Annotated in this window: 25 protein-coding genes; 7 read left to right on the plus strand and 18 right to left on the minus strand. The window is 70.8% G+C overall.

Going from position 1 to position 26,442, the window contains the following annotated elements; translation table 11 throughout:
- Positions 1-128: 128 nt before the first annotated feature.
- Genes PQI23_RS05065 through PQI23_RS05090 form a run of 6 tightly spaced genes read left to right on the plus strand, consistent with a single transcriptional unit; the run spans position 129 to position 6,127 of the window.
- Positions 129-833, plus strand: a complete 705-nt coding sequence (locus PQI23_RS05065; protein WP_339972165.1) for a tyrosine-protein phosphatase — start codon at positions 129-131, stop codon at positions 831-833.
- Positions 830-1,645, plus strand: coding sequence for a metallophosphoesterase family protein (locus PQI23_RS05070; RefSeq protein ID WP_339972167.1), 816 nt, complete (start codon positions 830-832; stop codon positions 1,643-1,645). The genes PQI23_RS05065 and PQI23_RS05070 overlap by 4 nt, the downstream gene beginning before the upstream one ends.
- Positions 1,635-2,663: an ABC transporter substrate-binding protein gene (locus PQI23_RS05075; RefSeq protein WP_339972169.1), complete on the plus strand. Its 1,029-nt coding sequence runs from the start codon at positions 1,635-1,637 to the stop codon at positions 2,661-2,663. Before PQI23_RS05070 ends, PQI23_RS05075 begins: the two co-directional genes overlap by 11 nt.
- On the plus strand, positions 2,647-4,347 hold the full coding sequence (locus PQI23_RS05080) for an ABC transporter permease (RefSeq protein ID WP_339972171.1): 1,701 nt from the start codon (positions 2,647-2,649) through the stop codon (positions 4,345-4,347). The genes PQI23_RS05075 and PQI23_RS05080 overlap by 17 nt, the downstream gene beginning before the upstream one ends.
- A gap of 8 nt (positions 4,348-4,355) precedes the next feature.
- Complete coding sequence (locus PQI23_RS05085; protein ID WP_339972173.1) at positions 4,356-5,510, plus strand: ABC transporter ATP-binding protein; 1,155 nt, start codon at positions 4,356-4,358, stop codon at positions 5,508-5,510.
- Positions 5,507-6,127, plus strand: coding sequence for a histidine phosphatase family protein (locus tag PQI23_RS05090; protein ID WP_339972175.1), 621 nt, complete (start codon positions 5,507-5,509; stop codon positions 6,125-6,127). The genes PQI23_RS05085 and PQI23_RS05090 overlap by 4 nt, the downstream gene beginning before the upstream one ends.
- Before the next feature lie 36 nt (positions 6,128-6,163).
- Here PQI23_RS05090 and cls read toward each other — a convergent pair whose 3' ends face one another.
- From cls to tilS, 13 genes are all read right to left on the minus strand, one after another.
- Positions 6,164-7,645 carry a cardiolipin synthase gene (gene cls / locus PQI23_RS05095; RefSeq protein WP_339972177.1) on the minus strand — a complete coding sequence of 494 codons (1,482 nt, stop codon included), beginning with the start codon at positions 7,643-7,645 and terminating at the stop codon, positions 6,164-6,166.
- Positions 7,646-7,720: 75 nt separating this feature from the next.
- Positions 7,721-7,900, minus strand: a complete 180-nt coding sequence (locus PQI23_RS05100) for a hypothetical protein (RefSeq protein WP_010157760.1) — start codon at positions 7,898-7,900, stop codon at positions 7,721-7,723.
- A gap of 55 nt (positions 7,901-7,955) precedes the next feature.
- The gene (lysS, locus tag PQI23_RS05105; protein ID WP_339972186.1) at positions 7,956-9,503 is read right to left on the minus strand and encodes a lysine--tRNA ligase; all 1,548 of its coding nucleotides are present in this window, start codon (positions 9,501-9,503) and stop codon (positions 7,956-7,958) included.
- A 99-nt stretch (positions 9,504-9,602) separates the two neighbouring features.
- A complete protein-coding gene (locus tag PQI23_RS05110) occupies positions 9,603-10,307 on the minus strand; it encodes a DUF2520 domain-containing protein (RefSeq protein ID WP_339972188.1) in 705 nt (234 codons plus the stop codon).
- Positions 10,304-11,947 (minus strand): PH domain-containing protein, encoded by a 1,644-nt coding sequence (locus PQI23_RS05115; RefSeq protein ID WP_339972190.1) that lies wholly within the window; start codon positions 11,945-11,947, stop codon positions 10,304-10,306. Before PQI23_RS05115 ends, PQI23_RS05110 begins: the two co-directional genes overlap by 4 nt.
- The gene (locus PQI23_RS05120) at positions 11,944-12,468 is read right to left on the minus strand and encodes a PH domain-containing protein (RefSeq protein WP_339972192.1); all 525 of its coding nucleotides are present in this window, start codon (positions 12,466-12,468) and stop codon (positions 11,944-11,946) included. The genes PQI23_RS05115 and PQI23_RS05120 overlap by 4 nt, the downstream gene beginning before the upstream one ends.
- Before the next feature lie 52 nt (positions 12,469-12,520).
- Positions 12,521-13,036 (minus strand): DUF3180 family protein, encoded by a 516-nt coding sequence (locus PQI23_RS05125; protein WP_339972194.1) that lies wholly within the window; start codon positions 13,034-13,036, stop codon positions 12,521-12,523.
- Complete coding sequence (gene folK / locus PQI23_RS05130; RefSeq protein WP_339972196.1) at positions 13,023-13,589, minus strand: 2-amino-4-hydroxy-6-hydroxymethyldihydropteridine diphosphokinase; 567 nt, start codon at positions 13,587-13,589, stop codon at positions 13,023-13,025. Before folK ends, PQI23_RS05125 begins: the two co-directional genes overlap by 14 nt.
- Positions 13,586-14,887: a dihydropteroate synthase gene (gene folP, locus PQI23_RS05135; protein ID WP_339972198.1), complete on the minus strand. Its 1,302-nt coding sequence runs from the start codon at positions 14,885-14,887 to the stop codon at positions 13,586-13,588. The genes folK and folP overlap by 4 nt, the downstream gene beginning before the upstream one ends.
- A gap of 2 nt (positions 14,888-14,889) precedes the next feature.
- Positions 14,890-15,507 carry a GTP cyclohydrolase I gene (gene folE / locus PQI23_RS05140; protein WP_339972200.1) on the minus strand — a complete coding sequence of 206 codons (618 nt, stop codon included), beginning with the start codon at positions 15,505-15,507 and terminating at the stop codon, positions 14,890-14,892.
- Positions 15,508-15,512: 5 nt separating this feature from the next.
- A complete protein-coding gene (ftsH, locus tag PQI23_RS05145; RefSeq protein ID WP_339972202.1) occupies positions 15,513-17,636 on the minus strand; it encodes an ATP-dependent zinc metalloprotease FtsH in 2,124 nt (707 codons plus the stop codon).
- Between the two features lie 140 nt (positions 17,637-17,776).
- The gene (gene hpt / locus PQI23_RS05150) at positions 17,777-18,334 is read right to left on the minus strand and encodes a hypoxanthine phosphoribosyltransferase (RefSeq protein ID WP_010154661.1); all 558 of its coding nucleotides are present in this window, start codon (positions 18,332-18,334) and stop codon (positions 17,777-17,779) included.
- A 4-nt stretch (positions 18,335-18,338) separates the two neighbouring features.
- Positions 18,339-19,472: a tRNA lysidine(34) synthetase TilS gene (tilS, locus tag PQI23_RS05155; protein WP_339972211.1), complete on the minus strand. Its 1,134-nt coding sequence runs from the start codon at positions 19,470-19,472 to the stop codon at positions 18,339-18,341.
- A 99-nt stretch (positions 19,473-19,571) separates the two neighbouring features.
- On the opposite strand from tilS, the gene ppa reads away from it, so the two are divergent.
- Complete coding sequence (gene ppa / locus PQI23_RS05160; RefSeq protein WP_339972213.1) at positions 19,572-20,066, plus strand: inorganic diphosphatase; 495 nt, start codon at positions 19,572-19,574, stop codon at positions 20,064-20,066.
- Positions 20,067-20,156: 90 nt separating this feature from the next.
- Here ppa and PQI23_RS05165 read toward each other — a convergent pair whose 3' ends face one another.
- From PQI23_RS05165 to PQI23_RS05185, 5 genes are all read right to left on the minus strand, one after another.
- Positions 20,157-21,539 (minus strand): peptidoglycan DD-metalloendopeptidase family protein, encoded by a 1,383-nt coding sequence (locus PQI23_RS05165; RefSeq protein ID WP_339972215.1) that lies wholly within the window; start codon positions 21,537-21,539, stop codon positions 20,157-20,159.
- A 97-nt stretch (positions 21,540-21,636) separates the two neighbouring features.
- A complete protein-coding gene (locus PQI23_RS05170; protein WP_339972217.1) occupies positions 21,637-22,101 on the minus strand; it encodes a MarR family winged helix-turn-helix transcriptional regulator in 465 nt (154 codons plus the stop codon).
- Between the two features lie 307 nt (positions 22,102-22,408).
- Positions 22,409-23,584 (minus strand): acyl-CoA dehydrogenase family protein, encoded by a 1,176-nt coding sequence (locus PQI23_RS05175; protein WP_339972219.1) that lies wholly within the window; start codon positions 23,582-23,584, stop codon positions 22,409-22,411.
- A complete protein-coding gene (locus PQI23_RS05180) occupies positions 23,581-24,906 on the minus strand; it encodes a beta-ketoacyl-[acyl-carrier-protein] synthase family protein (protein ID WP_339972221.1) in 1,326 nt (441 codons plus the stop codon). The genes PQI23_RS05175 and PQI23_RS05180 overlap by 4 nt, the downstream gene beginning before the upstream one ends.
- Complete coding sequence (locus PQI23_RS05185) at positions 24,903-26,429, minus strand: class I adenylate-forming enzyme family protein (protein WP_339972223.1); 1,527 nt, start codon at positions 26,427-26,429, stop codon at positions 24,903-24,905. The genes PQI23_RS05180 and PQI23_RS05185 overlap by 4 nt, the downstream gene beginning before the upstream one ends.
- Positions 26,430-26,442: the final 13 nt, after the last annotated feature.

Below are 26,442 nucleotides of genomic sequence, written 5' to 3' on the forward strand. Positions count from 1 at the left end.
CCCTTCCCCGGCCCGTCAGACGCACGACCCCGCGCGTTCACCATCGCGACACCTGACCCCGAGATGCTGCTCCTGTAATCGCATTTCACGCCCGCTGTAACGGGCTCGACCGGCAGGAGATCGCAGCAGTGCACGTCATTTCGCTCGAGGGCAGCTACAACGCGCGAGGCATCGGTCACCACCGGAGGCCGTGGCTCGTGCGCTCGGCAGGTCTCGATGCGCTCACGCCCGGCGGCGAGCGCGCGCTTCGCGACGCAGGCGTCGACCTCATCATCGACCTGCGGGAGACCTCGGAGCACGCCGAGCGCGGCCACGAGATCCCCGTCCGCTCGGTGCCGCTGTACGGTGAGACGCCGCCCAGCGCGGGAACGCTGGAAGAGGTCTACGCCGGCCTGGTTCGCGAGCGCGGCGCCCGCCTCACCGCCGCCGTGATCGCCATCGCCGAGCACCCGGGCACCGTCGTCGTGCACTGCACCGCGGGCAAGGACCGCACGGGGCTCGTCGTCGCCCTCGCCCGTCTCGCGGCCGGAGACGCCCGAACCGAGGTCGTCGCCGACTACGCGATGTCAGGCTCGACCGTGCGCCCGGCGCGGGAGGCGATCGCGGCGGCGCAGCTGTCGGGGCTCGTGCTCTCGGCATCGGCACGCGCCGCTTCGGAGCGCTTGCACCTCGACAGCCCGGCTGAGGCGCTCGAGTCTGCGCTCGACATCGTGGACGAACTGGGAGGGGTCGAGCACTACCTCCGCTCCCACGGCGCCACGAGCGACCATCTCGCCGCTCTCGCGGATCGCGCGGATGCGCATGCCGTGATCGCCTCCGGGTCGGTCGCATGAGTCGCGACACCGGTCGCTTCACGGTGCTCCACGTCAGCGACCTCCACGCCACCGAGAGCGGCCTGCTCTACGACGCGGTCGACGGGGTGGGGCGGCTCGAGCGCGTGGGCGACTATGCACTCGCGACCGGCATCACGCCCGAGGCGGTCGTCGTGACAGGCGACCTGATCGAACGGGGCAATCCGGGCGCGTACGCCGCGGTCGCGGCGGCATGCGCACGCCTCGAGGATCGGCTCGCCGCTCCGGTGCTCACCGTTCTCGGCAACCACGACGATGCGGTTGCCGCGCGTGATCTGCCCCGCCACGCGGACGGGCACGTCGCCGCGCACCTCATCGACGGCGTCCGCATCGTGCGCCTCGATTCCCGCGCGGGCAGCGTCGACGCCGAGCAGCTCGCCTGGCTTCAGCGCGAACTCGCCGAGCCGGCGGAGCGCGGCACGATCGTCGCGCTGCACCACGCCCCGCTCGGGTCGCCCCTACCGACGCTCCGGCGCCAGGGGCTGCGCAACGCCGAGGCCCTGCTCGACGTGCTCGACGGCACCGACGTCCGGGCGATCCTCGCCGGTCACTTCCATCACAGCCTGGCGGCCTCGATGCGTCGCATTCCCGTGTTCGTAGGTCCGTCCCTTGCATACCACCAGGTGATGAACGCCGGCCCCGATGCCGTCGCCGGCCACGACTCGCCCATGTTCTCGCTCGTCCAGCTCACGAGCGACGGTGTCAGCGCCTCCGCCATCGCGCTGCACTCCCCCGAACCCCTCTTCACCCAACCCATCACCCGCACTGCACAGAAAGTGACCCATGTCTCGTAATCGCTCCACCGGCGTCATCGCCGCATTCGCTCTCTCGGCACTCGCACTCACCGGGTGCGCCTCCTCGGCAGACGCCACTGATTCCGGCGAGGCCGGCTCCGCCGATGCATCGACGATCACCCTGTACACCTCCGAGCCGCAGGAGAAGATCGACGCGATCGTCGCCGCGTTCACCGAGCAGCACCCCGAGATCGAGGTCGACGTCTTCCGCGCCGGCACCGGCGACCTCACCGCGCGCATCGCGGCGGAGGAGAAGGCCGGCGACATCGGCGCCGACCTGCTGCTCGCCGCCGACGCGGGCACGTTCGAGGACTACGCGCAGCAGGAGCTGCTGCTCGAGTACGAATCCCCTGAGGCGGCCGCCATCAACCAGGATCTCGTCGACCCCGAGCACTTCTACGTGGGCACGCGCCTGCTGCCCACGGTGATCGCGATCAACACGAACGTGATCACCGACGCGCCGACCTCGTGGCAGGATCTGACGAAGCCCGAGTACGCCGGCAAGATCGCCATGCCGAACCCGGACGTGTCGGGTGCCGCGGCCTACAACGCCGCGGTGTGGCTGAACGACGAGTCGCTCGGCATGGACTGGCTCGAGGGTCTCGCCGCCAACGAGCCGCTCATCGCCGAGAGCAACGGGCCGGTCTCCCAGGCGGTCGCCGACGGCAGCAGCCCGGTCGGCATCGTGGTCGACTCGCTCGTGCGCGACCTGGCGTCGGCGGGCTCGCCCATCGAGGCCGTCTATCCGGAGGAGGGCGTCCCGTTCGTGTCGCAGCCGGTCGGCATCTTCGCCGACACGGCCGAGCCCGAGGCCTCGCAGCTCTTCGTCGACTTCCTCATCAGTCAGGAGGGTCAGGAGATCGCCGCGTCGCAGTCGTACCTGCCCATCCGCGAAGACGTCGACAGCCCCGAGGGCGCACCCGCGATCGGTGACGTCGTGCTGCTGAACCCCGACCTCGAGACCATCCGCGCTTCCCAGGCCGACGCCGTCGAGACCTTCAATGGCCTCTTCCAGTAACACGCTCGCGCGGCCGCTCGCGGGCCCGACCGACTCCGGTCGGGCCCGCGGTGCCAGCGCCGATTCACCCACCCGAGCGCGGTACAACGGACTCGGTGCGGTGCGCGTCGCGATGTGGAGCGCGGTCGCCGCGCTGATCCTCGTTCCGATCGCCTCGATCCTCGCGCTCGCCGTCACCGGCAGCGGGTGGTCGACGCTCGCGGATCCCGACGTGCTCGAAGCTGCGGGCAACTCGCTCGTCTCCGCCGCAGTCTCCGGCGCGCTCGCGGTCGTCGTCGGCAGCGCCCTCGCGCTGCTGCTCGAGCGCACCGACCTTCCGGGCCGCCGCGCGCTCCGTCTGCTCGCACTCAGCCCGATGCTCATGCCGCCGTTCGTCGGCGCCATCGCCTGGCTGAGCCTGCTCGGCCCGTCGGCGACCGTCAACACGTTCTGGACGCAGCGCTTCGGCGCGCCGCTCTGGAATCTGTACGGCGGGGATGGCGTGATCTTCCTCCTCACCCTGCACAGCTACCCGATCGCGATGATCATCGTCACCGCTGCCCTCCGGCGCGTCCCCGCCGACCTCGAGCAGGCGGCGCGCATCGCCGGCTCGTCGGCGCCGCGCGCACTGTGGGAGGTCACCACGCCGCTCCTGCGCCCCGCCATGCTCTCGTCGTTCACCCTGATCGCCGTCTCGAACCTCGCCGACTTCGGCATCCCCTCGATCATCGGCCTCCCGCAGCGCTACGTCACGCTCTCGACCCTCGTCTACCGCACCCTGCAGTCGGGCACCGCCGATGATCCGCTCGCAGTCGTCTCGGCGATCGGCTTCGTACTTCTCGTCATCGCGCTGCTCGGCGTCCTGGTCGACCTGCTGCGCGCACGTACCCGTGTCGAACTCGACGCCCAGGCCGGCGCACCGGCGCTCCTCCCCCTCGGCCGGGCGCGGGTTCCGGTCGGCGTGCTCACCGCAGTCGCCGTACTCGCGGTCACGGTGCTCCCGCTCATCACCCTTGCGATCCAATCCCTGCTTCCGGCACCCGGCGTGCCGCTGAGCGCCGAGACCGTCACCCTGGCGAGCTTCGAGCGCGCGCTCACCGCGTCGGGCACGCTCACCGGCATCGGCAACTCGCTCATGCTGGCCGCCCTCGCCGGGCTCATCTGCGGGGTGCTCGGGCTCGGGATCGGCACGATCGTGACGCGCACCCGCGCTCGCAGCAACTCCGCACTGCTCGGCCTCTCCCTCCTTCCGCAGGCCATCCCCGGCCTCGTGATCGCCGTCGCGTGGCTCGTGATCGCTCCGAGGATCGGGCTCTACAACACGCCCTGGCTGATCCTCTGCGCCTATCTGACCTCGTTCCTCGCGCTCGTCGTGCAGTCCGTGCACGCACCGCTCTCCGCGACGCCGACCACCGCCGAGGAGGCAGCGCGCATCTCGGGGGCCTCCCGCCTGCGAGCGCTCTGGGACATCTCATGCCGCATGGCCGTCCCCGCCGCGATCTCCGGGGCGATCCTCGTCGCCCTCACCGCCGTGCGCGAGCTGACGCTCTCCGTGCTCCTCCTCTCCCCCGGATCGCAGACGCTCGGCGTCGTCATCTTCAACCTGCAGCAGGCCGGCGCGTACAACGCGTCTTCGGCGCTCTCCCTGATCGTCGCTCTGGTCGGCCTCGCCGGCCTCGGCCTGACCGCCCGCACTCCACGTTAGGAACCCCTGTGTCTTCCGTCGCCCTCGAATCCGTCAGCCTCTCCTACCCCGGCGGTCACCTCGGTCTCGCCGACGTCGACCTCCAGATCGGAGACGGCGAGTTCGTCGCGCTCGTCGGGCCCTCCGGATCGGGCAAGACCACACTGCTGCGCACTGTCGCCGGCTTCATCACGCCGACGGCCGGAACCGTGCGCATCGGAGACGCCGTCGTCGCGTCGCCGGGCCGCAGCGTCGAGCCCGAACGACGCGGGCTCGGGATGGTCTTCCAGCAGCACGCGGTCTGGCCGCACTGGAGCGTCGGACGCAATATCGAATACCCGCTGCGTCGCGCCGGCGTCTCGCGCGACGAACGCCGACGCCGAGTCACCGAAGCCCTCGACCTCGTGGGCCTCGCCGGTGCTGAGCGGCGCAATCCCGCCACGCTCTCCGGCGGCCAGCGGCAGCGCGTCGCGATCGCCCGAGCGATCGTGGCCCGACCCCGCGTGCTGCTGCTCGACGAAGCGCTCTCTGCGCTCGACGAACCGCTGCGGGATCGCCTGCGGCTCGAACTCCGCGCCCTCACCCGCGACCTCGGTCTCACCGTGGTGCACGTCACCCACGACCGGAGTGAAGCGCTCGCACTCGCCGATCGGGTGGTCGTGCTCGACGGCGGTCGCGTGCAGCAGGTCGGCACCCCCGCCGAACTGCTCGAGGATCCCGCTTCGGTGTTCGTCGCGAAGTTCGTGTCGGACGCGGCGATCCTCCCGGGCTCGCTCGATGCCGCCGGCTTCCGCGCCGACGGCCACCCGCTCGTGCTCGACCGTTCGCGCATCGAAGGCGCGCAGCATGTTCGCGACAGCGCGGTCGAACTCGCCGTGCAACCCGAGCACGTGCGCGCGATCCCTGATGCGACGGGCACCGCGATCGTCGCCTCCTCGCTCTTCGGCCGCGGCGGCGACGACCTGGTGCTGGAGTGGAACGGGCTCGAGGTCCGGTCGCGCGCGCAGGGCGCGCGGTGCGCCGCCGGCACGCGCGTTTGCGTCGAGATCGAGCGGGCCTCGGTCTTCCGCCGGGCGGACACCGACTCCGATGCTCCCGACACCGCCGCGGGCGCGAGCACGACGAACTCGGGAACGGCTGGCTCAGCGAGTGCTCGTCGCCGAACGGTTAGCGTGGGAGCATGAGTCTTCCCGATACGCGCGCCTCCTCCATCGTCATCGTTCGTCACGGGGAGACCGACTGGAACATCGGCAGACGCATCCAGGGCCGCACCGACATCGCGCTGAACGAGCGCGGGCACGCGCAGGCTGGTGAGATCGCCGAGCTGCTGCACGGCGAGGGCCCCTGGCAGCGCGTCATCACCTCTCCCCTCAGCCGCGCCGCGGCGACCGCGCGCATCATCTCCGATCGGCTCGGGCTCCCGCCCGCCGACATCGACGTCGACGTCATCGAGCGCGACTTCGGCTCGGCGGAGGGCCTGCTCGTGGAGGATGCGAACGCGCGGTGGCCCGGCCTCGACGTCCCCGACGCGGAGGCGCTCGGGGCGCTCGCGGATCGCGGGGCCGCGGCCTTCGCGCGGATCCTGCACGAGGCGCCCGGCGCGATCGTCGTCGCCCACGGTGCGCTCATCCGCGCGGCGCTCACAGCCCTCAGCGGGGTGGAAGCGCCGCGCATTCTCAACGGGGAGGCCTGGTTGGTCGCGCCGGTCGACTCCGCGGCTGCAGCTGCCGTCGGTGCAGCGGAAGGGCCGCGATTCGCGATCCGCCGCCTCGGCACGCCCGCGGAGCAGCACGCGTTCTGACGCCGGCGGCCCGCGCCCGAGCGCCGAGGGGCGCCGCTACTGCAGCGCCGAGGTGAGGCGGGCGAGGCCGTCGAGCAACTGCGAGGGCAGCGACTGCTTCTCCCACTCCTCGAGAGTCAGTTCGCGCGAGTTCTCGCGGTAGTAGTCGGTGACGCCGTCGAGATCGCGCACGAACTCGGCGCCGTGCACCACCATCGAGATCTCCATGTTCAGACCGAAGGATCGCTGGTCCATGTTCGACGACCCGACGACCGCGACCTCCTCGTCGACGGTGAAGTGCTTCGAGTGCAGGATGTAGGGCGGGCGGAACATCATGATGCGCACGCCGGCGCGCAACAGCTCCTCGTAGTACGAGCGCTGTGCGTGGTACACCATCGCCTGGTCGCCGACCTCGGAGACGAAGAGCTCCACCTCGACGCCGCGCGCCGTTGCGGCGCGCACCGCGTTCATGATCGAGCCGTCGGGCACGAAGTACGGGCTCGTGATGCTGATGCGCCGCTGCGCGGAGTACATGAGCGCCACGAACACCTGCAGGTTGTTCTCCCCCGCGTATCCGGGGCCGCTGGGCACGATCTGGCAGTCGAGCTCGCCGGGCTGGTCGACGGTGAACGCCTCCTCGGAGAGGTTCGTCAGGTACTCGCCGGTTTCGAGATACCAGTCGCCCTGGAACACGGCCTCGAGACCCAGCACGATGGGCCCCTCGACGCGCACCATGAGATCCTTCCAGTGCAGCCCGCGCCGCCGGTTCGACCGCTTGTTGTACGTGGAATCGACGAGGTTCTGCGACCCCATGAAGCCGACCGCGCCGTCGACGACCACGATCTTGCGGTGGTTGCGCAGGTCGGGGCGCTGGTACTCCCCGCGCCAGGGCCGCACGGGAAGCATGTACGACCACTCGGCCCCGATCTCGGTCAGGCTCTGCGCGGTGCGCTTCGACCCCGGGTTGCGCACCGCCGAGATGTGATCGAGCAGCACGCGCACCGTGACGCCGCGAGCCACCGCCTCGCGCATCGCCGCGAAAACGTCGTTCGTCGTCTCGTCGTGCACGAGGATGTAGAACTCGACGTGCACGTAGCTCTGCGCCGCACGGATGGCTCGGGCGATGCGCGCGAACGACTCCTCGTAGTCGATGCAGAGCGACGCGGTATTGCCCTGCAGCATCGGCTGCGCGCCCAGCTGCCTGCCGAGCTTCACCACGCTGTCGAGGCCCGGGAGCAATCGCTCGGGCGGCGTGATGAGGTCGGCTTCCTCCTGGTCGGCGATCTGCGCGACGAAGTGGTTGATCGCCTCCTGCTTGCGCTCGCGCGAACGCGGCAGCCGCTTGCTCCCGATGATGAGGAAGAGCAGCAGCCCCGGAACCGGCAGGGCGAAGATCGCCATGAGCCAGGCCATTCCGGCGGTCGGGCGCCGATTGCGAGGCACGACGAAGATCGCGATGATGCGGATCAGGTTGTCGACGACGAGCACGAACCAGGCCCAGACGACGGGCCAGTTCACCCCGAGCCAGTCGAAACTCATCCGGCCCCCTCCGTCACCTCAGCGCCATGAACGCGCGAGTGCGCTCATGTCAACTGTATCGGGGACGGGGCGCGTTCAGGCGTCGTCGCGCGCCGGAAGGCCCGCCTTCGCCCGCTCCTCGGCTTCGATGCGCTGGTAGGCCTGGCGCTCGGTTCGGTCGGCGCGCAGAATCAGCCGCAGCACCAGCCAGAAGAAGATGCCGATCAGCACGGTCGGGGTCAGCGACCAGACCGCGTTCAACCACCAATTGTCCATAGTTCCCCCAGTGTACTTGCGCTCCCGCGCGAAAACCTGGGGAGCTGAGTCGGCGCTACTTGACGAGCGGGAAGAGGATCGTCTCGCGGATCCCGAGCCCGGTGAGAGCCATGAGCAGTCGATCCATGCCCATTCCCATACCGCCCGACGGGGGCATGGCGTGCTCGAGCGCACGCAGGAAGTCCTCGTCGATCGGCATCGCCTCATCGTCGCCGCGAGCCGCCTCCCCGGCCTGCTGGGTGAAGCGCTCGCGCTGCACCACCGGGTCGACGAGCTCCGAGTACCCGGTCGCCAGTTCGAAGCCGCGCACGTAGAGATCCCACTTCTCCACGAGACCCGGAATCGAGCGGTGATGGCGCGTGAGCGGGCTCGTCTCGACCGGGAAGTCCATGACGAACGTGGGGCGGGTCAGGCCGTCCTTCACGAAGTGCTCCCACAGCTCCTCCACGAGCTTGCCGTGATTGGGCAGATGCACTTCGACGCCCTCGGCGTCGGCGAGCGCCTGCAGATCGGCGACGCTCGTCTCCGGTGTGATCTCCCGGCCTGCCGCCTCGGAGAGGGTGCCGTACATCGAGATGCGATCCCAGTCGCCGCCGAGATCGAAGAGTGTCCCGTCCGCCCACTGCACCACATGGGTGCCCTCGCGCTCGGTGCCGACGTTCGCCGCGAGAGCGGCGTTCTGGATCAGCAGCTGCGTGAGGTCGGCAATCCCGTGGTAGTCCGAGTACGCCTCGTACGCCTCGAGCATCGCGAACTCGGGGCTGTGGGTCGAATCGGCTCCTTCGTTGCGGAAGTTGCGGTTGATCTCGAAGACGCGCTCGAGGCCGCCGACGGCCGCGCGCTTCAGGTACAGCTCGGGCGCGATGCGCAGGTACAGCTCGGTGTCGAAGGCGTTGGACTGCGTGACGAACGGGCGGGCGGAAGCGCCGCCGTGCATCGTCTGCAGCATCGGGGTCTCCACCTCGATGAAATCGCGCTCGGCGAACGTGCGGCGCAGGCTGGCCATCGTGCGCGCGCGGGTCACCACGTTGATGCGCGCCTGCTCGCGCTGGATGAGATCGAGGTACCGCTGGCGGATGCGCGTCTCCTCGTTGAGCTCCGCGTACATGTTGGGCAGGGGCGCGATCGCCTTCGCGGCGATCGCCCACTCCCGGACCATGATCGAGAGTTCGCCGCGACGACTCGAGATCACTTCGCCGCTCACGAACAGGTGGTCGCCGAGGTCGGTGAGCTCCTTGTAGCGGGCGAGCGACTCCTCGCCCACCTCGGCGAGGCTCACCATCGCCTGGATGCGCGTGCCGTCGCCCGCCTGCAGCGACGCGAAGCACAGCTTTCCCGTATTGCGCTGGAAGACGATGCGCCCGGCGATTCCCACGACGTCGCCGGAAGCCGTATCCGGCGTCTGCTCCAGATGCCCGTACTCGGCGCGGACCGCCGGGATCGTCGTCGTCACCGGCAGGGTGACGGGATAGGCGCCTCCCGCGAGGTCCGCGTCGGCGTTCAGCCGGTCGCGCTTCTCGAGACGCACCCGCTTCTGCTCGAAGATCTCTTCGGCGGTCGCCTCGGGGGCGCTCTCTGCGGGGGCTGCGGTCTGCTCGCTCATGGGGGCGGGGTCCTCCGGATCGTGTCGGCGTACCGACCCATCCTAGCTTCCGCTCGCCGGAGTGCCCGGCGAGCGGGCGGTCGCGCGCAGGGCTGCACGTCACACCTCGGGGTCGGGCTCCCCCGCGATCAGCTCCTCCTCGACCGCGGCGCGCACGATCCCGCCGACGACGCGGTCGGCGCGCTCGACGCCGAGCGCGCGCAACGCGTCGACGCCCTGCCTCACGATCACCCGGGAGAACTCGCCCGCGGCGCCGACCGCCTCCGCATAGGCCGCGCGATCCTGCTCGGCGATGATCACCGGCTCCGCTCCCATCTCGACCGCCAGCGCCTGGCCGATCGGCAGTACGGGCGCGGGTGCCGTGACCGCCACCGTCGCCTCGGCGAGCCGGGTGAGGTCGAGACTCGTGCCAGTGAACACCATGGCGGGGTGGAGCGCCAGCGGGATCACCCCCGCCGACAGCGCCGGGGCGAACACCCCGTAGCCGTGCTCGGGGGCGGTGTGGATCGCGAGCTGCCCGGGCTGCCACGCGCCGGTCGCCGCGAGGCCCGCGATCAGGTCGGGAAGTTCTCCGCCGGGCACTGCGAAGAGCACGAGTTCGGACCGTCGCACCACCTCGGCCACCTCGAGCACCGGCACGCCCGGCAGCATGGTCGCCGCCCGCTCGCGCCCGTCATCGCTCGACGCGGTGATACCCACGATGGCGTGACCGGCTCCCGCGAGCGCACGTGCGAGCACCGGCCCCACACGACCGGAGCCGATGACGCCGATGCCGAGCCGGGAGGCGGCAGCACCCGCGCTCACGCTTCGGGCACCGGGCCTGCGTCACGCGCCTCGAGGATGCGCTGCGCCTCAGCGCCCTGCACGCGGAGCACCAGAGCGGCGAGTGCGTCGAAGATCTCGCGGGCGGTGCCGAGTTCGATGCCGCGCATCTCCATGCGCACCGGCCCGAGCACCGTGTGCGCCGAGATCGATCCGAGGCCGAGCATGCGGTGCACGAGGGGCCGCCGCAGTTGGATCGACTGCGCGCGCAGGATCGGCATGATCGACAGCGACCGCGTCAGCACGCCGCGGCGGATGCGCAGCGTCGCATCGTCGCCGCCGGTGTCTTCGATGCGCAGGCCGGCGCGACGCCGGCCCCAGAGCAGCACCGCGCCCGATCGACGGCCGCCGCGGACGTAGCTCCGGGCGGGGCCGACCAGGCCGTCGCGGAGCGTCTCGATCTCGTGGGCCTCGTCCCCGGTGCCGGGGAGCAGCGTCTCGATCACCCGGAGCACATCGGATTCCCGCCCGACGGGCAGCACGACGTTCTGCGTGGCGTTCTGCCCGCCCTGGGCGACGGAATGGCCGGCGGTCGTGATGCGCACCTTCCACCAGCCGAGCGGGCGCCAGAGGAGCGGCTGACGGGCCTCGACGGCGTGGATGCGCCCGAATGGGATGGACTCCGTGATGGTCGACGTGAGGCCCGAGCCCGTGCGCACCGCATCATCGGTGCGCGAGAGCGTGAAGTTGAACCCCTTGTTGAACTGCCCGAACATGACGCTCGCCATCACGATGAGCAGCGGGACGACGCCGAAGATGAGGAAGGCCTCCAGCACGGCGCCGCCGATGACGATGCCGATGATGAGGATCACGAGGATGACGGACTCCCAGCTCAGCGCGATGCTCGCAGCGAGCCGTCCCACCGGCACTTTCACCAGGGTCTGAGCCTCCAGCGCACGGGGGTCGATGTCCGTGTCGATGAAATCGTGCGCGCGAGCCGTCAGCCCGTCGCTCGCCTGCGCGTGCACGGATCCGTCGAATCCGACCGGAGCGGGGCCCGAGACCTCCGCGACCGTGCGCGCCTCGCCGCCTCGACGCCGGGTGCCGGAGACCTGCAGGATCTGCTCCCGGACGGTCTTCGCGTCGCGGTGACCGAGGAATGAGAGTTCGACTTTCCCGCCCTGGCCCGCGGTCACGACCTCGATCTTCGTGAGACCGAGCGCTCGTGCCAGCAGGGACCGCTGCAGGTTCACGCTCTGGATGCGCTCCAGCGGCGCGCGCCGGTGCGACCGGAACACGATGCCGTTCCGCACCTCGACGGCCGCCTCGGTGATGCGGTACGTCGCGAACCTCCACGCAAGCCAGGAGAACAGCACGATCAGCAGCAGGACCAGCAGGATTCCCCCGAGTGCGACGAGCACGAGCCCCTCCGCGACGAGGAACTCGTACACATCGACGAGGTCGCGGTCGCCGGAGACGTCGACCGAGGAATCCCCGTCGCCCATGTTGTTCGCGAAGAAGAACTGGACGAAGTGGTCGCGGAAGTTCGCGACGATGATGCCGGCGATCACGATCAGCGCCAGCCCGCCTCGGAGCAGCGGCGACAACGGATGCATGCGCCGCCACCCCTCGGCGTCGGACGCCCCGGGCAGCTGGGCGTCGACTTCGGGGTCGACGGTCACAGGCCGGACCTCCGCGCCTCGGCGAGCTCCACGAGCCGATCGCGCAGCTGCTCGGCGTCCTCGTACCGCAGGCCCGGCAGATTGACGCCGGTCGCCGCCGAAGCCGTGACGAACTTGAGCGTCGCGAGCCCGAGCGCGCGCAGCAGCGGCCCGCGAGTGACGTCGACGAGTTGCAGGCGGCCGTAGGGCACGGCGATGACGCGCTCGAACATGATGCCGCGTCGGAAGAGCAGATCATCCGCTCGCAGCACGTACCCGATGGCGCGCACGCGGCGGAACGCGAAGATCGCGTTGATCAGGAAGATCAGGGTCAGCGCGGGCAGCCCGATGCTGACGAAGAGCGGCGCCGTCCCCTCCGTCGAGACGAAAATCACCGCGAACACGGCGGCGAGCGCCACGACGAAGACCAGGTTCACCGCCAGGTCCGCCCATGCGTAGGACGGAGACACTCGCTTCCACTCGACCCGTTCCGTCTGCCATTCGGCTGCGGACTCAGCTGCGTCGACACCACCCGTAGTCATGTCTCCAGCTTAGGCCCCAGGCGGTCTCCGGTCAGCGGTCAGCGGTCTGCGGTCAGCGGTCTCGCGTGACGGCCGGGTCGGCGGGGCGGGGCTCCGGGTCCATGTCGCCGCGTTCCTCGGGATCATCCCCCGGCGGAACGCGGCACCACTGCTCCACGAGCGCCGCGCACGCGAACAGCGCGGCTCCCGACACGATCACCAGCACCATGGGCAGCCACGTGGTCGAGCTCGCCGCGACGCTCCGCCCGGTGAGCGACAGCAGCAACCCGAAGCCGAATCCGCCGAACAGGGCGCCGACGATCTGGCCGGCGCGCGCCGTCACGAGCAGCCGAACGGCGTGGAACGGGTCGATCGCGCCCGGCTGCGTGCGAATCTGGCGGCGGAGGCGCAAGCCGAAGACGAGCAGCACCCCGGCGACCAGCACCAGGGACGCGGCGAGCGACAGCGGGGGTGAGAGGGGTGCGTGCCCGCGACTCGACAGCGCGAACTGGACGACGAGCCCGACGGCCGCGCCCATCGCGGCCGCTGCGAGAGCACCGAGCGGGTTGCTGCGCTCAATCCTCCTCATCGAGCGCTCCCGTGTCTCGGGGCGCGGTCCGACCTCGAATCGCCCCTCGGTCGTCCTGCAGCGGCACCGTGGTGTCGCCGATCCGGTCGAGCAGATCCGCCACCCGGCCGTGCCCCATCAGCACGGCGTCGGGGTCGAGGTCGAGCCACGGGGCGAGCACGAAGTCGCGCTCATGGGCACGGGGGTGCGGCACGTGCAGGCGATCGTCGGAGATAACGCGACCGCCGAAGAGCACGAGGTCGATGTCGAGCGTGCGATCGCCCCAGCGCGTCTCGCGCACGCGTCCGTGCTCCGCCTCGATGGCCTGCATCACGTCGAGCAGCGCATGGGGATCGAGCGTTGTGACCGCCGACGCGACGCCGTTCACGTAGCGCGGAGCATCGGGATCGGGCCCGGCCGCAGTCAACGCGATCGTCTCCCGCAGCGGAGACGCAGCGAATCGGGCGATGCCCGCGGTCTCGGCGAGGGCGCGCTGCGCCTCGCGAATGGTCTCTCCGCGGTCGCCGAGGTTCGCGCCGAAGGCGAAGAGCACGGGAACCAGCTGCGCGATCACGGCTTCGCCCTGCTCGCTGCGTCGCGCACGACGGTGACCGAGACATCGGAGAACGTCCGCCCGATGGGAGCATCGGGCTTGTGCACGGTGATGGTGGCGGAGCGCACGCCGTCGAACCCGAGCGCGACATCCGCGATCCGCTCCGCGACCGTTTCGATGAGGTCGACCGGGTCACGACCGACAGCGTCGGCGATGGCATCGGCGAGCTCGCCGTAGTGGACGGTCCGAGCGAGTGCGTCGTCGGCCGCGGCGCCCGCGAGGTCGACCGCGACCTCCGCGTCGATCAGGAAGCGCTGGCCCTGGGCGCGCTCGAAGTCGAAGACGCCGTGGTGCGCGAACACTTCGAGACCCGTGAGGGTGATCCGGTCAGCAGGCAGGTCACTCGCCCGCTGTGCGTCATTAACGCGCTGTGGGTCGTTCGCGCGCGCAGGCGATGCGGGGCCGCGGCGCGCGGCGCTCCACGCCGCCTGCACCGCGAGCGCCTGGCGCGTGCCCGCCACGTCATGCACGCGCACGCCCCACGCTCCGGCGTCGGCGGCCAACGCGCTCACGACCGCCGTCGCCAGATCGCGCTCGTGCGCGGGCGCACCCCCGCCTGAGGGGCGGCGAGGTGACGCGGGCAGCTCGGCAAGCGCCTCCCCCAGCATGCGCTTGCGGGACGCGCCGACGAGCACCGGGAAGCCGAGCGCGCGCAGCTCGTCGATTCCGGCGAGCAGCTGCCACCCCTGGGCACCGGTCTTGTCGAAGCCGAGGCCCGGGTCGAGCACGATGCGCGCCGCATCCACCCCGGCGGCGACGGCGGCCTCGGCGCGTTCGGCGAGAGCAGCGACCACCTCGCTCACGACATCCGCGTAGTCGGATCGCACGTGCGCCGGGTCGGGGATGCCGCGCCAGTGCCCGATGATGAACGAGACCGCGGAGCGACGACTGGCGTCTGCGGCGACGCCGAGCATTTCGAGATCGTGCAACCCGCCGGAGACGTCGTTGATCCAGCGTGCGCCCGCCGCGACAGCCGCGGCAGCGGTCTCGGCGTGCAGCGTGTCGACGGATACCTGGATCCCGCGTTCGGCGAGCGCGCCGATCACCGGAAGCACCCGCGCCTGCTCGTCGACACTGCTCACGGGGGTTGCTCCCGGCCGGGTCGATTCACCGCCGACGTCGACGAGGTCGGCGCCGAGGCGCACGAGTTCGATGCCGCGGGCGATCGCCGCATCGTGCTCCGAGTAGGCGCCGCCGTCGCTGAAGGAGTCCGGGGTGACGTTGAGCACGCCCATCACGATGGGGCGAGCCTCGCTCACGATCACGCGACGCCGCTCTCTGCGGAACCGCTCCCGGCGCTGCCGCTCCCGGTGCGACCGATGAGGGCGAAGACCGCAGCCTGCTCCGCAGCGTCGGCGAGCACCCCCCGCGATGCCACGGTGACGATCGTCGAGTCGCTCTGGCGCACGCCCCGATCGGCGACGCAGCCGTGGCTGGCTTCGAGCACTACGAGCACGCCGTGGGGGTTCAGCCCGTCGTGGAGCGTCTGCGCGATCTGCTCACCGAGCCGCTCCTGCATCTGAGGGCGGGCGGCGAGCACGTCGACGACGCGCGGCACGGCGCTGAGCCCGACGACGCGCTCGTTCGGTCGGTACGCGATGTGGGCGCGCCCGCGGAACGGAAGCAGGTGGTGCTCGCACATCGACCGCAGCGCGATGTCGCGCACGACCACGAGCTCGCCCGTGTCGTCGCCGACGGGAACGGAATCGGAGAGCAGCACGGAGGGGTCGCGGCCGACGCCCGAGAAGAACTCGGCGTACGAGTCGGCGACGCGAAACGGCGTGCTCGCGAGCTCGGGGCTGTCGGGGTTCTCCCCGATCGCACTGATGAGCTCGCGCACCGCCGAAGCGATTCGCTCCCGATCCACCGTGTCACCCATGCAACCTACTTGATGCCGTCGCGATCGTCGCCGCCGGGCGCGCCGAGGTTGCGCGGGGGCAATCCCGGTTCATCGCTCACCTGGGGAGGGACGGGGCCCGGCACCGGGTCCGCCGCGATCACGGGGCCGTCGTTCGGCGCCTCGGGATCGAGGCCGGCACCCGGCTCGGGGTCGCCGACCGCGCGGTCGTCGGTGCGCACCGCCGGCGGCACCTCGATCGGCGGGCGGCTCGACACCGGTCGTCCGTCGTGCGACAGCCAGGTCGGGCGCGGAGCGAGCTTTTGCACGTCCTTGAAGATCTCGGCGATCTCGATGTGGTCGAGCGTCTCCTTCTCGAGGAGCTCCCGAGCGAGGGCGTCGAGAATATCCCGATTGCGCACGAGCACCTCGTACGCCTCGTTGTGCGCCTGCTCGAGCAGGTCGCGCACCTCGGAGTCGATGGTGATGGCGACGCCTTCGGAGTAGTCACGGCTCTGCCCGAACTCGCCCATGAACGCACCCGGCTGCGCCTGACCGAGCTTCACGGGGCCGACCGTGGCCGACATGCCGTACTCGGTCACCATCTTGCGAGCGGTGCTCGTCGCCTTCTCGATGTCGTTGCCCGCGCCGGTCGTCGGATCGTGGAACACGAGCTCTTCGGCGACACGGCCGCCGAGCGCGTACGCGAGCTGATCCTGCAGCTCGTTGCGCGTCACCGAGTACTTGTCCTCGAGCGGGATCACCATGGTGTACCCGAGGGCTCGCCCGCGCGGCAGGATCGTGATCTTCGTCACCGGATCGGTGTGGTTGAGGCCGGCGGCCACGAGCGCGTGGCCGCCCTCGTGGTATGCGGTGATGAGCTTCTCGTGGTCGCGCATCAGGCGCGTGCGCCGCTGCGGTCCGGCGATCGAGCGGTCGATCGCCTCGTCGAGCGCGCGGTTGTCGATCAGCTGCGCGTTCGAGCGGGCCGTGAGCAGCGCCGCTTCGTTGAGCACGTTCGCGAGGTCCGCGCCGGAGAAGCCGGGAGTCTTGCGAGCGACGACCTCGAGATCGACGTTCTTCGAGAGCGGCTTGCCCTTCGCGTGCACCTGCAGAATCTTCAGGCGGCCCGGCATGTCCGGGGCGTCGACGCCGACCTGGCGGTCGAATCGCCCGGGGCGCAGCAGCGCGGGGTCGAGCATGTCGGGGCGGTTCGTCGCCGCGATCATGATGACGTTGGTCTTCGGATCGAATCCGTCCATCTCGACGAGCAGCTGGTTGAGCGTCTGCTCGCGCTCGTCGTGACCGCCGCCCATGCCCTGCCCGCGACGCTGACCGACGGCATCGATCTCGTCCACGAAGATGATCGCCGGGGCGTTGGCCTTCGCCTCTTTGAAGAGGTCGCGCACGCGGCTCGCACCGACGCCCACGAACATCTCCACGAAGTCGGAGCCCGAGATGGAGTAGAAGGGCACGCCGGCCTCGCCCGCGACCGCCCGCGCGAGCAGCGTCTTACCCGTCCCGGGAGGGCCGTAGAGCAGCACGCCCTTCGGAATGCGCGCACCGACCGCCTGGAACCGGGTGGCGTCCTGCAGGAAGTCCTTGATCTCGTGCAGCTCTTCGACGGCTTCGTCGGCGCCGGCGACATCGGCGAACGTCACCTGCGGCGTCTCCTTAGAGACGAGCTTCGCCTTCGACTTGCCGAACTGCATGACCCCGCGGCCGCCGCCCTGCATCGACGAGAGCATCCACCAGATCAGCAGGCCGATGATGAGGAGCGGGAGGAGGAAGCTGAGCAGCGACCAGATCGGGTTCGGCTGCGGCACCTGATCGGTGTAGCCGTCTTCGAGATCCGCCTTGTCCACCGCGTCCACGACGTCGACGCCGCGCGGTGCCACGTAGTAGAAGTAGACCTCCTGCGACCCCGTCTTCTCATCGGCCTCTTCGAGCTTCAGATTGACGCGCTGATCCCCGTCGATGATCTCGGCGTGCAGCGCCTTCCCATCGGCGAGCATTTCGAGACCGCGATCCGTCGATACCTCGCGCGTGCTTCCGCCGGACAGCAGCGACCAGCCGAGCAGCACGATGATCGGTGCGAGGATCAGGTAGAGCAGCGGCCCGCGCAGGAGCCGACGGCTCTTCGAAGTGCTCTTCGTCGATTTCTCTGCCAAGTCTGGACCTTTCAGAAGGAGCGTGCCGGGAGATCCAGCATCGGTAAGCGTAGCCAACGCCACTGACATCGGTCTGTGCCGCGAGTGCGTGTCCGCTCACGGCGCATCCGATGACCCGGCGCCCGAGCCGAGCGAGGAGCTTACTCGCCGCCGTAGACGTGCGGGGCGAGTACTGCGACGTCTCGCAGGTTGCGGTAGTTCTCGGCGTAATCGAGGCCGTAGCCGACGACGAATTCGACGGGGATGTCGAAGCCGACGTAGGCGACATCCACCTCGACCTTGAGCGCCTCCGGCTTGCGGAGCATCGTGCAGATGCGCACCGACTTGGCGCCGCGGCTCTCGAGGTTCTCCTTGAGCCATGAGAGCGTGAGCCCCGAATCGATGATGTCCTCGACGATGAGCACGTCGCGCCCCGTGATGTCGGCGTCGAGATCCTTCAAGATCTTCACGACACCGCTCGACTTCGTGCTGGCGCCGTACGACGACACCGCCATCCAATCCATCTGCGCATGGAAGCGGAGCTCGCGGGCGAGGTCGGCCATCACCATGACGGCGCCCTTCAGCACGCCGACGAGAAGCGGCGGCTCCTCCGCGTAATCGGCCTCGATCTCCCGAGCCAGTTCGGCGAGCCGCTGGTGCAGCTCGGCTTCGGTGTGCAGTACGACGGAGAGCTCATCGCCCAGATGTTTCGCATCCATGGGTCTATTCTTCCACTGCCGCACGGCAGTCGGCGACACGAGGCTCGTCCGCCTGGCCCGGCCGACCCCCGTCATCGGTGTGCGGCCCCGCCTGGCGCGGCGACCCCGTTCGGCGCACGAACTCGAGGCGTCCTCTCACGCGGGTGACCGTGATGCCGGGCACCTCGATCGGGCCCTGGCCCCGCCAGTGCGTCACGAGAGCGGCGACCGCGAGCGTGTGCTCCCGGCTGAGCTCGCGGCCGAACTCGGCCTCCGCCACGCGCCGGATGATCCGGTGGCGCAGCGCGGCGGGGTTCGCCGCGAGGGCGGCGACTGACACGGCGATCCCGGCTTCGGCGTGCTCGACGATCTCCTCGATCTGCTCCGCGACCATCGTGTCGAACGCTTCGGCGTCCTCCCGTGCGAGCTCAGCGGTCCGGGCGAGAGCGGCGGCGACACCGGGGCCGAGCTCGCGCTCGAGCAGGGGAAGCACGGTCGTTCGCGCGCGCACGCGGGTGTAGGCACGGTCGGCGTTCTGCGGATCCTGCCAGGCTTCGAACCCCGCCTCGGCGCACGCCGCTTCCGTGACCGCACGCGTGATCGCCGATTCCGCCCGCACGAACGGGCGCAGTACCACGAGCCCGGCATCGAGCGAGCGACGCGGCGGAATGCCCGCGAGGCTGCGGGTTCCCGACCCGCGGGCTATGCCGAGCAGCACCTGCTCCGCCTGGTCATCCCGGGTATGGGCGGTCAGGATCGCGACGGCGCCGACCTCCCTCGCCGCATCCGCGAGCGCTGCGTACCGCGCTTTCCGCGCGGCTGCTTCGGGCCCGCCGGTACTCGCGCCCGTCGTGACCTCGACGCGTCGTACGAGCACCGGGTCGAGCCCGAGCCCGCGCGCCCCCGCCGCCGCCTGCTCCGCAACCCGGTCGGAGCCGATCTGCAAGCCGTGGTCGACGATGACGGCGCCGGCGGAGAAGCCTTCACGCGCCGCCCCGAACGCCGTCGCCGCCGCGAGCGCCAGGGAGTCCGCTCCCCCCGAGAGCGCCACGAGCACGCGTCCCCGACGGCCCGTGCTGCCGGGCCGGCTCCTCCCGAACTCCTCGCGCAGCGCATCCCTGACGGCACGGCGCGTGGCGAGCAAGGCGTTCTGCAGCATAGTTCAACGGTACCCGGCGAGCGGGGTCGGGTAGCCTGGGAGCCGCATATGCACACCCGGCCGCTCGCGGCCGCTCACAGAAAGCACGGAGGAGCGCGCATGGCCGCAGCATTCGACGCCGTCATCGAGATTCCCAAGGGGAGCCGCAACAAGTACGAGGTCGACCACGAGACCGGCCGGGTGTACCTCGACCGCGTGCTCTACACCGGCTTCGTCTACCCCACCGATTACGGGTTCTTCGAGGAGACCCTCGGCGAGGACGGGGATCCGCTCGACGTGCTCGTACTGCTCGACTACCCGGTGTTCCCCGGCGTCGGCGTGAAGGTTCGGCCCGTCGGCGTGCTCAAGATGAGCGACGAGGCCGGCGGCGACGACAAGGTGATCGCCGTGCAGCACAAGGATCCCCGCTGGGCGCACATCCAGGATGTCGCGGATATCCCCGAGTACACCCGCAAGGAGATCGAGCACTTCTTCGAGCACTACAAGGACCTCGAGCCGGGCAAGTGGGTCAAGGTCGACGCGTGGGGCTCCGCGGCCGACGCCGAGCAGCTCATCGTCGAGGCGCAGGATCGCCTGAAGAACGAAGGGCACTGAGTCGACCGGCGCCGACGCGCCCGTGTACGAGTGAGGGGCTCGGGATCGCGATGATCCCGAGTCCCTCACTCGTTCTGGGCACCTCTCCGGTTACGGGAAGGCGATGTACCAGGCGGGGTTCACGAAGTCGTACCAGCCGTTGTCCTGATTCGGGCGCATCTCGAAGTGCAGGTGGCATCCGGTGCTCGCGCCCGTGTTGCCCACGTACCCGACGACCTGCCCGGCAGAGACGGACTGCCCCTGGCCGACGATCGCCCAGCCGATCATGTGGGCGTACCGCGTCTGCCATCCGTTCGGGTGGTTGATGGTGACCATGTTGCCACCGCCGCCACCATCCCAGTAGGTCATCGCGACGGTGCCCTCCTTCGCCGCGAAGATGGGCGTGCCGCATCCCGTGGCGAGGTCGATACCGGTGTGATCGGGGCGTCCCGGGGGCCGGAAGCCCTCGGAGACGTAGAAGCCCGCGGTCGGGTACATCCAGCCGTTCGATCCGCCGCCACCGCCGCCGCTGGGGGGTGCCGGGGCGCCGCCGCCACCGCCGCCACCGCCACCGCCACCGCCGCCGGGTGCCGGGGCGCCACCGCCGCCGCCGCCACCGCCGCCGCCTGCTGCGGCACGGCGCGCCGCCTCCTCCTCGGCGGCCTTGCGCGCCGCCTCGGCCTCCTTGCGCAGGCGCTCGGCCTCAGCGCGACGCTGCTCCTCTTCGATGCGCAGGCGCTCCTCGTACCCCTCGACGGTCTTCGTCGTGGTGTCCTTGAGCGCTGCGAGCTGAGTCTCCAGCGTCTTCTGCTGCTCCTCCTGCTTCCTGACCTTCTCGCCCTGGCCCTCGACGGCCTCAGCAGCGGCCTGCTCCTTCTCCTGCTGCACCTGGCGCAGCTCTTCACGCTCCTGCGCGGCCGCCTCCGCCTGCTTGCCGAGGGTGTCGGCGGTGTTCGCGGCCTGCTCCGCCTCCTGCGAGAGCGTCGTGTTGCGCTCCGTCGCCTTCGACATCGAGGCCATGCGGTCGAGCAGCGCGTCGGCGGTGCTGCCGTCGGCGTCGAGGAACATCTCGACGCTGCGATCCACCCCGCCCGATCGGTACATCTGCGCGACGAGTGCCCCGGCGCGATCGGCGGCCTCGTCGGCCTCCTTGCGACTCGCCTCCGCCTGCGTCTCGAGATTCGCGGCCTTCTCGGACGCCGCAGCCAGCGCGTCCTCCGCCTCGTGCAGCTCCTCGATGGTCGTCGAGTGCAGGTTGCGCAGTCGATCGAGCTCCTTCTCGCCATCGGCGATCAGCGACTCGATCTCCTTCACCTTCGCGGCCGCGGTCGACTGGTTCTGCTTCGCCTTCTGCACGTCGTCCCACGTCGGGAGGTCGAGGGCCTGAGCGGGGGGCGCGTTGAACTGGCCGCCGACCAGCACTCCGGCGCCGATCGCGCACGCGGCAAGCACTCCGAGCACACGCCTCGTCGTGCTCGCCTTTCGTTTCTGCATTCTGCCCCCAAATCGTGCAATATGCGCAGTTCTACGGCAACGGTAGCATCTCGTCGCAGAGTGCGACCAGAGACAGGTGCGGCGCTCCGCTGCCGTTTCAGGTGCGCACTGCCTCGTCTGCGTCGAGTGACGCGCGGCTCCCCTCGATGAGGCGCAGCATGGAGCGGTGCAGCGCCTCGAGCTCGGCGGCGGTCATGCCGAGCCGCTCCGCCATGCGGATCGGCACCTGCTCGGCACTCGTACGAAGCGCTTCACCCGCCTCGGTGAGCGTGATCTCGAGCCGGCGCTCGTCACTCGCGCTCCGGGCACGGCGCGCAAGACCCTGCGCCTCGAGGCGCTTGATCAGGGGCGACAGGGTCGACGCCTCCTGATGCAGCAGTTCGGCGAGTGTGCGCAGATCGAGCGAGCGGTGCTCCCAGAGCGCGAGCATCACGAGGTACTGCGGATGGGTGATCCCCATCGGGTCGAGCACCGGCTTGTACGCCGCCACGATGCCCCGCGAAGCGACGGTGAGCGCGAAGCAGACTTGACGCTCCAGCGCCAAGGGGTCGTGCGAATCCATGCGTTCATCTTCGCAGACGCCGCTTCGGTCACCGCTTCGATCGCCTCTTCGATCTCCTCTTCCGATCTCCGCGATCACGGACTATCGTGGCCCGGGACCGCCGACAATGGCGTCGCCGGTCGCCTGATCTTCTCCGCGGCCCGGCTTCTGATGGCGCGCCGACCTTCGTGCAGTGGATCCTCGCTCGCGCGGTAGCGAGCTGCGCAGTCCGCCCTGCACGACGCCGAATCCCCTGTGCGACGCGAACCTACGCGCCCGGATCAGCCCGCCTTCGGAACGACCGGATCCGCCAACTGCCTGCCCCCGCTCAGCCCTGGTCGAGCAGCGCGGCGGCGAACATCGGGCGCGAGGCGTCCGTGCTCGGCGGGTGGAAGAGCCCGGCGGTCGCATCGCGGAGGAGCCTGCCCGCCTCGCTGCCGTTGTCGAAGCCCGCGCCCCCGGCGCAGGCGAGCGCCGTCTCGGCCGCGCGCCGAGCCGCCTCTCCCGCCGCGATGCGCGACGCCACGAGCCGGGGCGGCCACCCCGCGCCGTGATCGACGAGGTCGTCGAAGTCGCGCGTGTATGCGTCGAGCTGCGCCGGCACCGCGAGAAACTCGCGGTACGCGTCCGCGAGTCGAGTGCGCCACTCGGGCACCTCGGCGAGCGGCGCGTCCCGGGACGCGGATCGCCGCCGCTGCAGCGCCTCTGCAGCGACGTCGAGGGCGCGCCGCGCGACACCGGCGTAGACCGAGGCGACGAGCAGCTGGAAGTTGCTGGTGATCGCGAACGTCAGCAGGTCCGGTGTGCGCCCGGGTGCGATCCGTCGCGCCACGCGGTCCGGTCGCATGACGGCGCCCTCGAGCCGGGTCGCTCGGCTCTGAGAGGCGCGCATCCCGAGCACGTCCCAGTGCTCCGACACCGAGATGCCGGGCGAGGTGCGCTCGATGAAGCCGTAGATCAACTGCGGGGCGTTGGGATCACTCGAGTCGAGCCCGTGGGTGATGAGCCGCGTCCACACCGGCGAGAGCGAGGTGAAGATCTTGGTGCCGGTCAACCGGTAACCGCCGTCCGGCTGCGGTTCGGCGACCGTGTTCGAGCCCTGCAGCACCCAGTCGTTCGCCGGCTCACTGATTCCGAACGCGAAGATCTCGCCCGCGGCGGTCTCCTCGAAGACGTGGGCGAGCGAGCGGTCTCCACGGGCGAACATGGCCGCGACCACGCCGGTGCACATGAGATGCATGTTGATGCCGAGCGCGGTACCGGGCGCCGCACCGGCGAGCCGCTGCTGCAGGCGCGACACCTCGTGCAACGACAATCCCGGTCCGCCGAACTCGGCGGGAACGAAGAGCTGCAGATAGCCCCGGTCGCGCAGCTCGGCCAGGTCCTCGTCGAAGAAGCGGTTCTCCCGATCGACGACGGCGGCCCGTCCACGGAATCGCTTGAGCAGGTCATCCGGGAGGTAGCGCTCGGCGAGCTCCGCGTGCCTGAGTTCGCGATCGGTCATCGTGTCTCCTTCGTCGTCGTGCGGCTCGCGGCCGCGACCTCCCCCGCCTCGCGCATGAGCACCGCCCCGTTGTGCCCGCCGAACCCGAACGAGGTCGAGAGCACGGCGCGCAGCCGCACCTCGCGCGCCGCGCCCGCCACCAGGTCGAAGTCGGGGAACTCGGGGTCGGTGAGATTGAGCGTCGGCGGAATGCGCTGCGATCGAAGCGCCTCGACCGAGATGATCGCCTCCACGACACCTGCCGCGCCGAGCAGGTGGCCCGTGCTCGATTTGGTCGCGGTGAGTGGAACCGTTCGAGCGCGGTCGCCGAGCGCCCGTTCGAGCGCGGCGAGTTCGGCGGCGTCGCCCGCTGGTGTGCCGGTGCCGTGCAGATTCACGTGGTCGACCTGCTCGGGCGACGCCCCGGCGTCCGCGAGGCACTGCGTCACCGCACGAGCGGCACCGCGCCCCTCCGGATGCGGTGCGGTGGCGTGGTAGGCGTCGCTCGACGCTCCGAAGCCGGCGAGCTCTGCGAGCGGTGCTCCCCCGCGCGCTGCGGCGCGCTCCGCCGATTCGAGCAGGATCGCGGCGGCCCCCTGCGACATGACGAAGCCCGCCCGTGCACGGTCGAACGGCCGGCTCGCCTGCTCGGGCGCGCCTTCGTACCCTGCCGCGAGCGCGCGCAGGTTCGCGTTGGAGGCGAGGTTCACGGGCCCGAGGCAGTCCTCCATCCCCACGACGAGCACCGCATCCGCGTACCCGTGGCGAATGCGCCGAAGCCCCTCGCCGAGCGCGATCGCCCCGCTCGCGCACGTCGCGGAGACGCCCTGCGCGGGCCCGGTGACGCCGTATCGCTGCGAGAGGAGCGCGGCCGCCCCGTCCGGAGCCCCGTGCACCGCGAGCGCCAGCGGAACCGCCCGAGGGCCCTTCGCATCGAGGGCGCGGGTGGCGGCTTGCACGGCGTCGACGGGCCCCGACCCGGTGGCGGCGATGACCGCCGCGCAATCCTCATCGCCCGCGAACGCGCCCGTCAGATCTCCGGCGTTGCTCCCGCCGATGATGCCGGCCTGCCGCAGCGCTTCGTCCGCCGCCGCGATCGCCCAGAGCTGCACGGGGCTCAATCGCCGCGCGAGCCCGGCAGGCACGAGCCCCTCCGCCGAGAACCCCTCGATGCTGCCGCCGATCCGCACCGGCAGCGCTGCGAACTCCGGGCCGTCGAGGCGCCGGATCGCGCTGCGCCCGTGCACCACCGCGTCCCACAGCCCGTCGACCCCGATTCCGCTCGGCGTCACCGCGCCCATGCCGGTGATGACGACGCTGCGGCCGGGCTCCGCTCCGCTCACAGGCGCACCGCCGTTCCGTCCGCGACGCGCTCGGCCGTCTCACCCCTGCGCACCTTGCCGCCCACCGTGCGCGGCAGCTGGTTCAGCGCATACCACCGGCGAGGCACGAACTGCGGTGCCAGGCGTTCGGCGGCCAGCGCTGCGAGGGCCTCGCGATCCGGGGTCGCATCACCGTCGGGCTCGACGACGAGGGCGACGACGCTGCCCAGCGCATCGTGCGGGAGCGCCACCGCGACGGCCGCAGCGAGACCGGGAGCGCCGGCGAAGGCGCGCTCCACCTCGGGCAGCGACACCTTGTGCCCGCCCGTCACCACCATGTCGCCCGCACGACCGAGCAGCTGCAGTCTGCCGTCGACGAAGCGGGCCTGATCGTGCACGGTCGCCCAGCCGTCGGCACCGCGCAGCACCTCGTCGGTCGTGCCCGCGAGGTAGCCGTCGGAGCAGGCGGCCGCGCGAATCCAGAGCGTCCCCGCTTCGCCGGCGGGCAGCTCGCGCCCGGATGCGTCGCGCACGCTCGCACCGATCCCGGGGTACACCGAGATCGCCGTGCCGTCGCCGTCGCGGCTGTCGCCGATGAACCCGATCTCAGCCGCACCGTAATAGCTGATGAGGCGCACGCGCGGCAGCACGCGCGCCAGACCCTCCCGGATCGCCGCGGGCAGATTGGCCCCTCCGGTCACCACGAGTTCGAGCCGCGCGAAGGCCTCGGGATCGCGCCGGGCGGCATCGGCCAGCGCCTGCACCACCGCCGGCACCGCGACGACGCGCGTGATGCCCGCGTCGCGCACGCGACTCGCGACCGCGAACGGATCGAACGCATCGGCGACGTGCACGCTGCCGCCCGAGGCGAGGCACTCGATCACGGCGTACAGCGTCAGACTGTACGAGACCGGGCCCGGGGCGAGCGTCGCGACGCCGGGCAGCGGCTCGAGGTGGGCGCTCGACACCGCGACATTCTCGCGGTACTGCCGTCGCGTTTTCAGGAACGCCTTCGGGCGGCTCGTCGTGCCCGAGGAGAAGAGCAGCAGGAACGCCTCGTCCCCCGGGCGCTCTGCGGGCGGCGGTGCGGGGCGGGCGCGGCGCTCGCGATCCTCGAACTCGTCGAGGGTCAGGATCGTGCCGCCCCAGCCGCGTTCCGCGAGCGCGGCCGCGAGATCGGCCGAATCCGAGACGATCACGCCGATGCCGGTCGCGAGGACCACGCCCACCCGGTGCTCGAGCGGCCAGCGCGGGTCGATCGTGGCCGACACGGCGCGATAGCCCGCGAGGGATGCGACGAACCGCGCCGCTGCAAACGCGGAGTCGACGCTGATCGCGCTGATCGGGATGTCGCCGGTCTCGGGCGCCGGCGCCGGTCGCGCGGGTCCGTCCGCGCGATCCGCATGCAGCGCGTCGATCACGGCGAAGGTGCGACGGGACTGCTCGATGAGTTCGCCGTACGCCAGCGCGCGACCCTCTCCCGCGATCGCGAGGCGCTCGGGATGCTGCTCCGCGACGCGCAGCATCGCCGACGTGATGGGCATGCGTTCAGTCTAC

The sequence above is a fragment of the Leucobacter sp. USCH14 genome (genome assembly GCF_037619215.1).
In the GTDB taxonomy this organism is placed as follows: Bacteria; Actinomycetota; Actinomycetes; order Actinomycetales; family Microbacteriaceae; genus Leucobacter.

What these genes read in the sequence shown, in the direction of transcription:
- PQI23_RS05070 (WP_339972167.1), top strand. Translation starts at nt 830, where the DNA reads ATGAGTCGCGACACCGGTCGCTTCACGGTGCTCCACGTCAGCGACCTC.
- PQI23_RS05075 (WP_339972169.1), top strand. Translation starts at nt 1,635, where the DNA reads ATGTCTCGTAATCGCTCCACCGGCGTCATCGCCGCATTCGCTCTCTCG.
- PQI23_RS05080 (WP_339972171.1), top strand. Translation starts at nt 2,647, where the DNA reads ATGGCCTCTTCCAGTAACACGCTCGCGCGGCCGCTCGCGGGCCCGACC.
- PQI23_RS05090 (WP_339972175.1), top strand. Translation starts at nt 5,507, where the DNA reads ATGAGTCTTCCCGATACGCGCGCCTCCTCCATCGTCATCGTTCGTCAC.
- cls (WP_339972177.1), bottom strand. Translation starts at nt 7,645, where the DNA reads ATGAGTTTCGACTGGCTCGGGGTGAACTGGCCCGTCGTCTGGGCCTGG.
- PQI23_RS05100 (WP_010157760.1), bottom strand. Translation starts at nt 7,900, where the DNA reads ATGGACAATTGGTGGTTGAACGCGGTCTGGTCGCTGACCCCGACCGTG.
- lysS (WP_339972186.1), bottom strand. Translation starts at nt 9,503, where the DNA reads ATGAGCGAGCAGACCGCAGCCCCCGCAGAGAGCGCCCCCGAGGCGACC.
- PQI23_RS05120 (WP_339972192.1), bottom strand. Translation starts at nt 12,468, where the DNA reads ATGACTACGGGTGGTGTCGACGCAGCTGAGTCCGCAGCCGAATGGCAG.
- PQI23_RS05125 (WP_339972194.1), bottom strand. Translation starts at nt 13,036, where the DNA reads ATGAGGAGGATTGAGCGCAGCAACCCGCTCGGTGCTCTCGCAGCGGCC.
- folE (WP_339972200.1), bottom strand. Translation starts at nt 15,507, where the DNA reads ATGGGTGACACGGTGGATCGGGAGCGAATCGCTTCGGCGGTGCGCGAG.
- hpt (WP_010154661.1), bottom strand. Translation starts at nt 18,334, where the DNA reads ATGGATGCGAAACATCTGGGCGATGAGCTCTCCGTCGTACTGCACACC.
- tilS (WP_339972211.1), bottom strand. Translation starts at nt 19,472, where the DNA reads ATGCTGCAGAACGCCTTGCTCGCCACGCGCCGTGCCGTCAGGGATGCG.
- ppa (WP_339972213.1), top strand. Translation starts at nt 19,572, where the DNA reads ATGGCCGCAGCATTCGACGCCGTCATCGAGATTCCCAAGGGGAGCCGC.
- PQI23_RS05165 (WP_339972215.1), bottom strand. Translation starts at nt 21,539, where the DNA reads ATGCAGAAACGAAAGGCGAGCACGACGAGGCGTGTGCTCGGAGTGCTT.
- PQI23_RS05170 (WP_339972217.1), bottom strand. Translation starts at nt 22,101, where the DNA reads ATGGATTCGCACGACCCCTTGGCGCTGGAGCGTCAAGTCTGCTTCGCG.
- PQI23_RS05175 (WP_339972219.1), bottom strand. Translation starts at nt 23,584, where the DNA reads ATGACCGATCGCGAACTCAGGCACGCGGAGCTCGCCGAGCGCTACCTC.
- PQI23_RS05185 (WP_339972223.1), bottom strand. Translation starts at nt 26,429, where the DNA reads ATGCCCATCACGTCGGCGATGCTGCGCGTCGCGGAGCAGCATCCCGAG.